Genomic DNA, 12,659 nt, shown 5'->3' on the forward strand with positions numbered 1-12,659 from the left:
ACGCCGCACATGTCGGCCTACCGGTTGACGTTTCTGATGTCGGGCCTGTGCATGGGCACCTGGGCCCCGTTGGTGCCCTATGCGCGAAGTCGCGCAGGGATCGATGACGGGGCGCTGGGCCTGTTGCTGCTTTGCCTGGGCCTCGGTTCGCTGGTGATGATGCCGCTCGCCGGCATCCTGAACGCGAGGAAAGGTTGCCGCTTTACCATGCACGTCGGTATCGCCCTGGTGCTACTGACCTTGCCGATCCTGGCCACGACCGATTCCTTCGCCGGCTTGATGTTCGCCCTGACCGTGTTCGGCGCCGGGTGCGGCTCGGTCGACGTGACGATGAATGTTCAGGGGGTGATGGTTGAGCGGGCTACGGGACGCTCGCTCATGTCCGGCTTTCATGGCCTGTTCAGCCTGGGCACGATTGTCAGTGCGGCGGGGATCACCGCGTTGCTCTGGCTCGGCGCCACGCCGTTGCAGGCCAGCGCGGCGGTAATGGCGGCACTGGCGGCCTTTGTCCTGACCTACGGGCGGCAAATGCTCGGGCGCAGTGGTGACGAAGGCAGTCCGGCCTTTGTCAGGCCCACGGGAAAAGTCCTGGTGCTGGGGGTGTTGTGCCTGTTCGCCTTTATGGCCGAAGGCGCCATTCTTGACTGGAGCGCGGTGTTTCTGACCCAGGTACGCGGCGTCGAGCATTCCATCGGCGGCCTGGGCTACGCGGCCTTCGCGGTGATGATGGCGTTGGGACGCCTGAGTGGTGACCGGATCCTGCTCAGGCTCGGCTCCCGGGTGGTACTGATCGGTGGCGGCCTGATTGTGATCCTGGGGTTTCTGGTGGTCGTGCTGGCGCCGAACTGGCTGGTGAACCTGGTGGGATTTGCGGTGATCGGCATCGGCCTGGCGAACATTGCCCCGGTCTACCTGTCACTGGCGGGCACGCAAAAGAGCATGCCGGGAGAGTTGGCGATTGCCGCGGCCACCAGCCTCGGCTACCTCGGTATCCTCATGGGGCCGGCCGTTATCGGGCCGTTTGCCCAAGCGACCAGCTTGTCCTGGGCGCTACTGGCAGTGGCCTCGCTGATGCTCGCGATCATGGGCAGCGCCACGCGATTGGTTCCGAAGGTTTCCCCGCAGCGGTTACACTGAGTGCAGTTTTTTCACGGGCCTCGTCCGAGGTATTCAAAGAGATTGGGAAGCAAGCGATGGCAGCCGTTTCAATGAAAGACGTAGCACTGGCGGCGGGCGTGTCCCAGCCTGCGGTGTCTTACGCCTACAATCGCCCCTCCAAACTGTCTTCGGCCCAGCGCGAGCATATCCTTGAGGTGGCCGCTGCCTTGGGCTATCCGGGCCCCAACGTCCTGGGACGGAGCCTGCGCTCCGGCAAGATCGGGGCCATCGGGCTGATGATGATGGACAAGTTGTCCCTGGCCTTTGCCGACCCCTGCACCATTGCCTTGTTGCGTGGCATCAGCGAAGTGGGCGAGCTGGAAAACGTCGCGCTGACGTTGTTCCCCCTCAATAACAACCGCCTGGTCGGACGTGCCCAGGCCGCCAGCCACGGCAGCCTGGCCTTGCGCGGGCTGGTGGACGGCTTGATTATTTCGACCCTGCCCGATGATCACCCGGCGGTGTTGGCCGTGGTGAAACAGAACATTCCCTTTGTGGTGATCGACTCGCCGCTGGTGGAGAACTCGTTTTTTGTCGGGATCGACGATCGCGCCGCGGCCCGCGCGCAGATGCAGCACATGCTGGACCTGGGCCATCGCAAGATCGGCGTGATCATCGATCGCCTCAACCCTGACGGTTATCGCGGCCCCATCGATCAGCAACGCTTCAAAAGCGCCAGTGAGCGCATTGTTCGCGAGCGTCTCACCGGTTATGTGGAAGCCGCCAATGCGGCCGGCCTGGCCTTCGAGGACCTGAGTGTCATTGAGGCCGGCGGGCTGGATTCGACGTCGGGGCAGACGGCGGCGTTCACGCTGCTGACGTCCAATGAGGTCACAGCGGTCGTGGCCTGTTCGGATGTCATGGCGATCGCCTGCATGAAAACCGCCCATGCGCTCAATCGCAAAGTCCCGGAGACGCTTTCGGTGATCGGCTTCGACGACATTCCCGAAGCGGTGCAGCTTGGCTTGACCACCATCGCCCAGCCCATGGTGGAGAAGGGCGTCTACGCCGCGCGGCTGTTGACCGAGCAACTGAACGCGCCGGCCGACACTCCGCTGGAACCCCAGCAGAAAATTTTCGCCACCAAACTGGTGGTGCGTACCTCGACCCTCAAGGTACAGCCCTCCGACGCGTAAGCCCCTCAAAGGCGGCGGTGTGAACCTCACACCGCCGCCTTTTTTATTGGGCAGTCCTGAAGTGCGCCGCGACCCTCAGCGCATTGGCGGCGATGGTCAGCGCCGGGTTGACCGCGGCCGACGACGGGAAGAACGAGCTGTCCACCACCCAGACGTTATCCAGGTCATGCAGCTTGCAGTTCAGGTCCAGCACGCTGCTAGTCGGGTCCTTGCCCATCACGGCGGTGCCACACTGGTGGGAGTTGGTGGCGATGCCCATGCGCGCCTTCAGGATCAGCGGATAGCCGGCCTTGCGCAGTACATCGCTGGTCTTGCTCACCAGGCCTTCATGGGCCGTGAGGTTGTTAGGCGTCCAGTGGACCTTGATCGCGCCGCGTTGCTTGTCATAGGTGACGCGGTTGTCCTGGGTCGGCAGGTCCTCGGAGGTCAGGTACAGGTCGACGCTGTGGTCGGTGATGTAGCGCGAGGCAAACCTGGGCAACCAGGGGCGCATGGCGCTGATCATCGGCTCGCGGATTTTACCGAGCATCTGCACGTTACCCAGGGGGAACGCATTGTGCGGGCCGGCGCTGTACCAGTCGTTGACGGCCAGGGTCTTCTGGAAGGTGACCTGGTTCTTGCGTCGAGGGTCCACGGCCAGCATGAAGGTGCTGTTGTGCACCATGTAGTTGCGGCCCAGTTGCCCCGAGCTGTTGCCCAGGCCTTCCGGGTGCTGGGGGTTGGCCGACTTGAACAGCAACGCGGCACTGTTCACCGCACCGCAGGCCAGTACGAAGCGTTTGGCGCGCAGCGTCACGTCGCGCCCGTCGAGTTGGCCGTGGGCCTCGCTGACGCTGCGGCCATCGGCGGCGGTACTCAGGCGTTTTATGGTGGTACGGGTCAACAGCCGGACGTTGCCGGCGCGCATGGCCGGCCTCAACGCCGAGACTTCGGCGTCGGCCTTGGCATCGACCAGGCAGGGGTAGCCGTCGCAGGTTGAACACAACACGCAGTCACCGCCGTCGCCATAGTCCACCGCCGCCGGCATCACGAACGGGGTGAGCCCGGACAGCCGCAGACGTTGCGCCAGGGGAACCAGGGCCGCGTCATGGGCGAGGGCCGGTTGCGGATAGGGACCGGAGCGCCAGGGTTCGCTGGGGTCGATGCCGGCCTGGCCATGGACCCGATAGAGTTTCTCCGCTTCGGCGTACCAGGGTTCGAACTCGGCATAACTGATGGGCCATGCCGGCGACAGGCCTTCGGCATGCTGGATTTCGCCGAAGTCCGCCTCGCGAAACCGGGGGAGCATGGCGCCGTAGAATTTGGTGTTGCCGCCGACGTAATAAAACACCCCGGGGGAAAACGCCTGGTTGGCCTGGTCCAGCCAGGATTCGGCGTTGCGGTAACGGCCTTGGCCGAACACCGCTTCGGCGCTCCAGTTCTGGATCTCGCGGGGCAGGAAATCACCGCGTTCGACGATCACGATATCCAGCCCGCTATCGCGCAAGGCATGGGCGAAGGTCGAACCGCCCATGCCCGAGCCGATAATCACCACATCACAGTTGATAGTGCCATCTGCATCGGGCGTCACCACGTCGAGGGTGCGAGGCACCCTCGGTTGTGGCTTCAGCTCTGCATGATGCGAAATCAATGCATCACTCATATTGAGCTGCTCCAGCGCTTACAGGTGTTGTTCGGAGTTACGGATTTGCCAGTATTCATCCTGGCGTTCGTCGGTGATGTATTCCGGAATCGGGAAGTCCCACCAGCCGGGTACCCACGGGCCCGCGGCGTCGCGGTCGGTGGGTACTTCAATCAGCACCGGCACGTTCAGGTCCAGGGCTTCCTGGAGGATCGGCTCCAGGTCTTCCGGGCGCTCGACGCGATAGGATTTCAGGCCGAAGGCTTCGCCGACCGCCTTGAAGTCCGGGCTGTAGGGCGTGCCGTCCGGGTGGTTGAACTCGGTACCGATATGGCGGCTGGTCTGTTTGCGCTGGCCGCCACGAATCGACATGTAGCCGGCGTTGTTCTGGATCAGGAACACCACGGGAATGTTGTTGGTCACGCAGATGGCAATTTCCTGGGAGGTCATCAGGAAGTCGCCATCCCCGAGGATGCATACCACCGGTTGGTTCGGCGCGGCCAGCTTGGCGCCGATCGCCGCGGGCACGGCCCAGCCCATGGACGAGAAACCGCCGGAGGTCAGGTGCGTGCGCGGGGTATACACCGGGAAGGTCTGCTTGACCGCGCCCTGGGTGTTGCCGGAGCCGACGACCACGATGGTGTCGCGCGGGAAGATCTTGCGCAGTGCACCCAGCGGGCGTTGCGAGGTAAACGGGAAGCGGTCGGAGTCACGACGGCCCGCGAGCTTGGTTTCCCATTCGTCCTGATAGCCGCGCAGGTCGTTCAGGTACTCTTCGCGATCAACCGTCTGGCCTTTCAAGCTTTCGACGATAGCCGCCAGTGCGTGTTTCGCGTCGGCACAAATGCCCACGGTCACCGGGTAGTTCTTGCCGATCTCGTGGGGATCGATGTCGATATGGATCAACTTCGAAGGCGGAATGGCAAAGGTCACGCCCTTGGCATAGCTGGACGACGACCAGTCGGTGAAGCGGCAACCCACGGCGATGATCACATCGGCGGTGGAGGCGACCTTGTTGCCGCACAGGGTGCCGGTCTGGCCGACGCTGCCGGCGAACAACGGGTGATCCTCCGGGAAACCGCTCTTGCCGTTCCAGGTGGTCACCACCGGGATCTTCCAGGCTTCGGCGAGGGCAAATATTTCCGCGCTGGCCTCACCGGTAATCACCCCGCCGCCGATGACCAGCACCGGGCGTTTGGAGGCTTTCAGTTCTTCCACCGCCCGCGCCGTGGCGGCAGGGTCCGGGAAACTTTTGCCGATAGGGGTGCGTTCTTCCAGGGCATGCAGGGTCACTTCAGCCGCTTCGGCCTGTACATCCATCGGGATTTCCAGGTGCACCGGACCAGGCCGCCCGGTGACCATCGCACTCCAGGCGCGGTGCATCATGAACGGCAGCTCTTCGACGCGGGTGGCGACCCAATGGCGCTTGGTGACGGCTTCGGCGATTTTCGGGAAATCGTTGTCGGTGTAGCGTTCCAGCTCCTGCAACAAACCGTGGCCGCGCATGTGGGTGGGTGGCCCGCCGGTGATCAGCATCAGGCTGGTGGAGTCGGTGAAGGCGGTGGCCATGCCAATCACGGTATTGGCCGCGCCGGCACCGATGGACGTGACGGCCGCCATCGGCTTGCCGCTTACCCGGTAGTAGCCATCGGCGAGGTGCACCGCGCTCTGCTCGTGGAAGACCTGGATGAACTTGAGTTTCGAGTCTTCCTCGAGGAAGGCGTCGGTGAGCGTCCATATGCCATGGCCAGGGATACCGGCGACGTACTCGACGCCATAGTTTTTCAGGGTTTGCGCCACGATCTGGCTGCCGGTCAATTTAGTCATGACAGGACTCCTTGGTTGGATGAAGCGGGGGTGGTTGCGTCGGTGTGTTCGGTGCTTGCCGCGCGCCCGCGGGTCGCCCAGTTCAGGCCCTGTTTGGTCAGGCGGCGGATATTCGGGTCGGCCAGGTTGCTGGTGTCGTGCCCGATGGAGTGATAGAACACCCGCCCCAGGCCCCACTGGCGCACCCAGGCCACCGGGCTGCGATGGCCCTCGAGCCAGGGGAACGGGTTGCCGTCGAAGGTGGTTTCGGCCAGTACCTGGATGTTCGGGTCGACCTGCATGTAGTACTGCTCGGAGCGGACTTCGAAATCCTCGACGCCCTGGGTCACCTCGTGGCTGTGATCGATCACATTGACCTGATAGGGGTGGGGGAATCCTTCGCCCATCGGATGCTCAAGAAAGGAGCCGCCCAGTACCCAGTGGTACTTGAGGCTGGCGCGAAAGGCCGCGCCAGCGCCGTGCCAGCCCACCAGGCCGGTGCCGCTTTCGATCGCTTCGAGCAGGCGGTTTTCCTGGGAAGCGGTCAGGGTCTCGGTGGTGACGGCGTTGTTCCAGCCGATCACGATCAGGTCATAACCGGTCAAGTCCCTGTCCAGTGTGAAGATGTCGGTCGACTCTTCGACATCGAAGTCCAGCTCCTGGAAAACGGTCCGCGCCCATGCCGCGATTTCGTAGGGGTAATGGCCGGGCCAGCCACCGAACAGATACAAGACTCGACTCACGGTTGGTCACCTCTTTGGGTTGGGTGTGATTATTAGGTTATACGTATAACCGCTTATTTAAACTATCACTCCGAATCCCTAAGTCAATGGGTCTGTCGTGTTTTTCGTCGATGAGTGCTTTTTGCCCCTTGGATAGGCGGTTTCAAGCCGCTTTGAGCCAGGCGGAGGGCGAATGAATCATTCGAAGGGAGTACGGGTTATCGGGTTTTAATAGTGAAAGGTTATACGAATAACATTACTGTCTCGTTAGCCTGCTTCAACATTGCGTCTGTGCTGCGTCAGGTTGCGTCATCAATGAGGAGGCTGCGAAATTGCCCGGAGCAGGGGGCTGGGAAAAGATGGTTGGCAATGCTGGGTGCATGCTGCGTGCACTCAAGAACCACCTGGAGCCCATTGATGATTCGATATCTGAAAACCAGTAAACCGGTTGAAGCCCAAGCCGAGATTGCTGCCCAAGTCCGCGCCACTGTTGAGCAAATCATTGCCGACGTCGCCAGCAACGGCGACGCCGCCGTGCGTGAATACTCGAAGAAGTTCGATCACTGGTCGCCGGTCTCCTTCCGGTTGACCGACGAGGAAATTGCCGCGTGCGTCGAGAGTCTTTCGGAGCAGGAAATCGGCGATATAAGGTTCGCCCAGGCCCAGGTTCGCCGTTTTGCCGAAGTGCAAAAAGCTTCCATGCACGATGTCGAAGTCGAAACCCTGCCGGGGGTGATCCTCGGGCACCGCAATATCCCGGTGAACTCGGTGGCTTGTTATATCCCGGGGGGGAAATACCCGTTGCTGGCCTCGGCCCATATGAGTGTGCTGACCGCCAAAGTGGCGGGGGTGAAACGTGTGATCGCCGCGGCCCCGCCGTTTGATGGCAAGCCCCATCCCGCCATCGTGACCGCCATGTACCTGGCCGGTGCCGATGAAATCTATTGCGTCGGTGGGGTGCAGGCGATTGCCGCCTTTGCCCTGGGCACCGACACCTTCAAAGCGGTGGACATGATCGTCGGCCCCGGCAACGCCTATGTCGCCGAAGCCAAGCGCCAATTGTTCGGCAAGATCGGTATCGACCTGATCGCCGGCCCCACCGAAACCCTGGTGATTGCCGATGACAGCAGCGATGTCGAAATCATCGCCGCCGATTTGCTTGGCCAGGCCGAGCATGGCATCAACTCGCCCGCGGTGTTTCTGACCAATAGCGCGGTGTTGGCTGAAACCCTGCCGGCGGAAATAGAACGTCAGTTGACCCTCCTGTCGACCGCGCCTGTGGCTTCAGTCGCCTGGCGTGACTATGGCGAGATCATCTTGTGCGACACCGTCGACGAGCTGGTGCAGGAAGCCGACCGCATTGCCTCCGAGCACGTGCAGGTGATGACCCGCGATCCGCTGTATTTCCTCGAACACATGACCAACTACGGCGCGCTGTTCCTCGGTGAGCGCACCAACGTCTCCTACGGCGACAAGGTCATCGGCACCAACCACACCTTGCCCACCACCGGTACCGCGCGTTACACCGGCGGCCTGTGGGTCGGCAAGTTCATCAAGACCTGCACCTACCAGCGGGTACTGACGGATGAAGCGTCCGTGCTGGTGGGCGAATACTGCTCGCGCTTGTGCGGCATGGAAGGCTTCGCCGGGCACAAGGAGCAGGCGGATATCCGTATTCGTCGCTACAAGAAGCCCGCTTGAGGGCAATCGCCCAGCCACTCCAGGCTCCCCACCCGGGGAGCTTTTTTTTTGCCCCATGGAACATGCGGAATAATGTAGCCCGACAAAAAAACGCTGGATCACTCCCTCATTAAAGAGGTCATGATCCAGCGTCGAGGTGGGTGTCAGGTCAGGTTCAAACCCTTGTCATTCAGGCCGGCAGCACCACGAAACTCTCGGGTTTGCAGGTAAGCGCCACATCGGTGCCTGGCGGCAGCGCGTGACTGCCGGGGGTGGGCAGTTGCTGGCATTTGAGGTCGAGGCTGCCACCGGCAACCACCACTCGGTAAATCACCCGGTTGCCGATGAATGAGGTGTCTTTGACTTTCCCGACAAAGGCGCCGTCGGCCAGCGTGGTGCCGAGCACCGGCTCAAGACCGATGGTCTCGGGGCGGATCGACACATTGACCGGCCCGGCTCCCAGGCTGGCTTTGGCGTTGTGGGCGTAGCGCCCGAACGGCAGCTGCACATAGCCGTCACGGGTATCACCCAGCCCGTAGGTGCCGTTGACGATATTGGTGTCGCCGAAGAATTTCGCGGCGAACAAGGTGCGGGGCGACCAATACATCTCCTGTGGCCCGCCGATCTGCTCGATGCCGCCCTTGTTCAGCAGCACGACGCGGTCCGAGAGGATCATCGCTTCGTCCTGGTCGTGGGTGACATAGACGAAGGTGGTCGAGGTCTCTTCGTGGATGCGTTTGATCTCGTTGAGCATATGGTGGCGAATCTTCAAGTCCAGGGCCGCCAGCGGTTCATCCAGCAGCAGCACGGCGGGCCGGTTCACCAGCGCCCGGGCCAGGGCCACACGCTGTGCCTGGCCGCCGCTGAGCTCGGAGATCCAGCGGTTCTTGAAGCTTTCCAGTTGCACCAGCTCCAGCGCCTTGCTCACTTCACGCTTGATCTCATCCTTGGGTTTCTTCTTCAGGCGCAGGCCGAAGGCCACGTTGTCGAACACATCCAGGTGAGGGAACAGGGCGTATTTCTGGAACACCATATTGACCGGGCGGTGTTCGGGCGCCAGGGACGTGGAGTCCTTGCCGTCGATCACCACCTTGCCGGTGCTGGGCTCCTCGAAGCCGGCGATGATGCGCATCAGGGTGGTCTTGCCGCAGCCGCTGGGGCCGAGCAGGGTCAGGATCTCGTTGCGCTTGACCGTCAGGTCGACTTTGCCCAGGGCGGTCAGGTTGCCGTAGCTTTTGGAAATGCCGGTCAGTTCAATGCTATTGGTCATGGTGATTACTCTACGGTTTCAGCACGTTCAAGTTCGAGACGACGACGGCGCAAGGTCATGACCAGGCCGGCAATGGCGATAATGGCGATGGTCACCACCAGCATGAATACCGAGGCGGCATTGATGGTGGGGCTGACGGCGCGGCGCATCATCGAAAGAATCATCAGGGGCAAGGTGGTATCGCTACCGGTGACGAATACGGTGATCAGGAATTCGTCCATGGACAGCGCCACCGCCAGGATCGCGGCACCGGCGATGGTCGGGCCGATGATCGGCAGCGTCACCAGCCAGAATGCCTTGAGCGGCGAGGCACCCAGGTCACGGGCGGCTTCTTCGAACGACAGATCGAAGTACTCCAGCCGTGAACGCACCGACTCGACGAAAAACGGAAAGGTGAACAGCGTATGCCCGATGATCACCGTCAGCAGCGAGCGGGGCAGGCCGATCAACGAGAAGAAAATCACCAGGGCGATCCCCAGGAACAACCCGGGCAAGGTGATGGGGGCGAAGTTCATAAAGGCGAACACGGCCTTCACGCGACCTTTCATGCGCATCAGCGCCAGTGCCGAGAACGTGCCCAGCAGCGTGGTGAGAATGGCCGAACTGACGGCGACGATGGCACTGTTGGTCAGTGCCGTCATGAAGTCCGAGCTCTTGAACAGCGCCTCATACCATTGGGTCGAGAAACCTTCGAACGGGAACGACAACGAGGCCGATGAGTGAAAGCTGAACAGCGCGATAATCGCGATGGGTGCATAGAGGAACAGCATGTACACGTAAGTGAATAACCGAATCATGGCGAGTTACCTTTTGGTGGGCGGCATTCAGTCGTGGTAACGCTTGCCGGGGGCGAGGTTTGCAGCCCGCAAGACCCCCAGCAGCAGCGCGTACACCAGCATGAATACAATCAGCAGCAGGTAGGCCATCGCCGCCCCCAGCGGCCAGTTGCCGACCGAGCGAAACTGGTTGGCGATCACCAGGCCGGTGGTCATCGCATCCCTGCCGCCGAGCATTTGCGGCGTGACGTAGTCACTGGCGGCGAGGACGAAGGTGAACATGAACGAGCTGACAATGCTTTTGTGCGCCATCGGCATGATCACCCGCCAGAGGATGGTAGCGCCGCCGGCGCCCAGGTCGGCAGCCGCCTCCAGGTAATCGCGCTTGATATCCCGCAGGCCCGACACCAGCAGCAACAGGGTGAAAGGCAGCATGATGTGGACCAGGGTCAGCACCACCGAGAACTTGCTGAACACCAGCCATTCCAGCGGTTGGTCGATCAGGCCGAAGTGCTGCAACGTCGAGTTGATCACCCCGTTGGTGCCCAGGATCGAGCGCCACGCATAGACCCGTACCAGGTAGCTGGAAAACCACGAGATCAGGGCCAGGTACAACACGGCATTGGAGCGTGTTCGATAAACGATGTAGTAGGCCACCGGGGCACTGATGACGGTGGAGAGCAAGGCGGTCCAGAAACCGTTTTGCAGGGCGATCCACAGCGATTCATAGAAACCGCTGGCGCTCAGGGCCCTGGCATAGTTGGCCAGCGTCGCGGCGGGCTCCATGCTGAAGGTCTTGGCGGTCCAGAAACTGGCGACCAGCAGCAGCACTGAGGGCACCAGGAAGAACACCAGCAGGAAGAACAGCGGGGGCGATGCCAGCCAGTATCCGCTGAGGGTTTTTTTATCGATTTTGCTGGGGTTGGCGGCCTTCGAATCCTTGCCTTCAAGGGTGATGGGTTCGCTGTTGTTGAGTACGGTCATGGTGAGGTTGCCTGTGCTTTTTTTCGATAACGAGGGCGCTTTGGCGTGAGCAGGGCGTGTTCGAAAACACGCACTCTACGGTTCTCTCGACAGCTCTAGAACGAGCCTTTGAAGTTCGCCCACTGATCGATCCATTCCGCATAGGTGACATAGCTGTCAGAGCTCAGGGGCGGCTGGCCATAGAGTTTGGATTTCTCGAAGAAGCTGTCCAGGTGCTCATAGTCGAAGGTGTTTCTCAGCTCGGCGGAGAGCAGGGGGATGGCCTTGGGATTGACGACGGCGGAGAACATGGTGGTTGCCATCTTGGCCTGGGTTTCGGCTTCCAGTGTCTTGTTGATGAAATCCAGGGCGAGGGGGATGTCCTTGGCCGTTTTCGGAATGAACAAGGCATCGCACCAGAGGGCAGCGCCTTCCTGGGGCACGGAGAGGGCGGTCGTTACGCCGCGCTTGGTGGTTTCGCTCGGGGTATTGGCGGACGCCGAGAACACCGCATCCACTTCGCCCGATACCAGCAGGGAAACCGCATCGCCCGAAGAGGCGGCAAATACGCGGCACTGATCACGGTACGGCTTGAGTTTCTCGAAGCAGTCCTTGAACTCGGCATGGGTCAGGTTCGGGTATTTGTCGCCGTAGCCGCCAATGGTCGCGATCAGTGACCAGTTCGAGGTGCCGTCATCGACAAAGGTCAGCCGGCCCTTGAGTTTCGGGTCCAGCAGATCCTTGTACTCAGTGGGTTTGCTGACCTTCTTGGGGTTGTAGACGATGGTGTTCATGCCCCACAGCAGCGGAATGCCCCATTGCTTGCCGTCCCAGTACCAGCGACTGCCTTTGTAGAACAGCGGCAGGGTGTTGTCGGCCGAGTAGTTGGGGATCTTCGAGGTGTCGATGGCCTTGAGAAGGCCCATCTCCTTGTAGATCTTCTCGTAGCCCAGGGCGTACATGGTCAGGTCAAGCTGTACAGGATCGGTGCCGGCCAAGCGGGCGGTAATGTCGTCCTGGTTGCTGGCATAACTGGAGTGCACGGTGATACCGCGCTGCTTGCGCCAGTCGGCCAACTCGGCCTCACCGGTTTCACCTTCCCAGCCGAGAATTTCCAGGTGGCCACCGGTGGCGGCAAACACGCTGGGGGCGAACGAACCGATATACAACCCGGCAGCAGAGGCGGCGGCGCCGAGCAAGAACGTGCGCCGTTTCAAACTGAGGGACTCCAGGTCAATGCCGGTCAAACCATAACCCGTCTCATTTTCTTTTTTCATTTCGAGTTCCTGCCTAGGGGGTGGGTGCAAATTGTTGTATGCGGTGGTGTAGATCGGCAGTGTTATGGCCAGCATTGATCCATGCAGCTGGGGAGGCGGGTAAGGCCTCCACTGATCCGATTGACTCTTCCTCGACTGGGCGACGCGGGGCTTTTTCTCGGGTCAGGAGATCAAGGCTTGAAGCGGCGCGCCCAGCGCTTGATAGGCTCGGCTTGTTGTTTTCATGGATTGAGTATTCGCTGGGCAGGCA

General features: G+C 61.4%; 10 protein-coding genes. 3 read left to right on the forward strand and 7 right to left on the reverse strand.

The annotated features are described in order from the left end of the window. Nucleotides 1–9 precede the first annotated feature (9 nt). Nucleotides 10–1,137 carry an MFS transporter gene (locus CWE01_RS04565; RefSeq protein WP_100939344.1) on the forward strand — a complete coding sequence of 376 codons (1,128 nt, stop codon included), beginning with the start codon at nt 10–12 and terminating at the stop codon, nt 1,135–1,137. 56 nt (nt 1,138–1,193) lie between these two features. Further along, nucleotides 1,194–2,294, forward strand: coding sequence for a LacI family DNA-binding transcriptional regulator (locus CWE01_RS04570; RefSeq protein ID WP_100939345.1), 1,101 nt, complete (start codon nt 1,194–1,196; stop codon nt 2,292–2,294). Between the two features lie 43 nt (nt 2,295–2,337). Here the strand turns inward: CWE01_RS04570 and CWE01_RS04575 are convergent, their stop codons facing one another. Genes CWE01_RS04575 through CWE01_RS04585 form a run of 3 tightly spaced genes read right to left on the reverse strand, consistent with a single transcriptional unit; the run spans nt 2,338 to nt 6,464 of the window. Continuing rightward, on the reverse strand, nt 2,338–3,936 hold the full coding sequence (locus CWE01_RS04575; protein WP_100939346.1) for an FAD-dependent oxidoreductase: 1,599 nt from the start codon (nt 3,934–3,936) through the stop codon (nt 2,338–2,340). A gap of 18 nt (nt 3,937–3,954) precedes the next feature. After that, the gene (locus CWE01_RS04580; protein ID WP_100939347.1) at nt 3,955–5,742 is read right to left on the reverse strand and encodes a thiamine pyrophosphate-binding protein; all 1,788 of its coding nucleotides are present in this window, start codon (nt 5,740–5,742) and stop codon (nt 3,955–3,957) included. Beyond that, entirely contained in the window at nt 5,739–6,464 is a 726-nt protein-coding gene (locus CWE01_RS04585; protein ID WP_100939348.1) for a ThuA domain-containing protein, read from the reverse strand. The genes CWE01_RS04580 and CWE01_RS04585 overlap by 4 nt, the downstream gene beginning before the upstream one ends. 396 nt (nt 6,465–6,860) lie before the next feature. Between CWE01_RS04585 and hisD the strand changes: the two genes are divergently transcribed. Further along, the gene (hisD, locus tag CWE01_RS04590) at nt 6,861–8,144 is read left to right on the forward strand and encodes a histidinol dehydrogenase (RefSeq protein WP_100939349.1); all 1,284 of its coding nucleotides are present in this window, start codon (nt 6,861–6,863) and stop codon (nt 8,142–8,144) included. A 169-nt stretch (nt 8,145–8,313) separates the two neighbouring features. On the opposite strand, the gene CWE01_RS04595 is transcribed toward hisD, so the two are convergent. From CWE01_RS04595 to CWE01_RS04610, 4 genes are all read right to left on the reverse strand, one after another. Beyond that, on the reverse strand, nt 8,314–9,393 hold the full coding sequence (locus CWE01_RS04595) for an ABC transporter ATP-binding protein (protein ID WP_100939350.1): 1,080 nt from the start codon (nt 9,391–9,393) through the stop codon (nt 8,314–8,316). A 5-nt stretch (nt 9,394–9,398) separates the two neighbouring features. After that, nucleotides 9,399–10,190 carry an ABC transporter permease gene (locus CWE01_RS04600; RefSeq protein ID WP_100939351.1) on the reverse strand — a complete coding sequence of 264 codons (792 nt, stop codon included), beginning with the start codon at nt 10,188–10,190 and terminating at the stop codon, nt 9,399–9,401. Nucleotides 10,191–10,217: 27 nt separating this feature from the next. Further along, nucleotides 10,218–11,153, reverse strand: a complete 936-nt coding sequence (locus CWE01_RS04605; protein WP_100939352.1) for an ABC transporter permease — start codon at nt 11,151–11,153, stop codon at nt 10,218–10,220. 95 nt (nt 11,154–11,248) lie between these two features. After that, nucleotides 11,249–12,409 carry a PotD/PotF family extracellular solute-binding protein gene (locus tag CWE01_RS04610; protein WP_100939353.1) on the reverse strand — a complete coding sequence of 387 codons (1,161 nt, stop codon included), beginning with the start codon at nt 12,407–12,409 and terminating at the stop codon, nt 11,249–11,251. Nucleotides 12,410–12,659 lie beyond the last annotated feature (250 nt).

This window comes from Pseudomonas sp. QS1027 (assembly GCF_002814235.1).
Taxonomy (GTDB): domain Bacteria; phylum Pseudomonadota; class Gammaproteobacteria; order Pseudomonadales; family Pseudomonadaceae; genus Aquipseudomonas.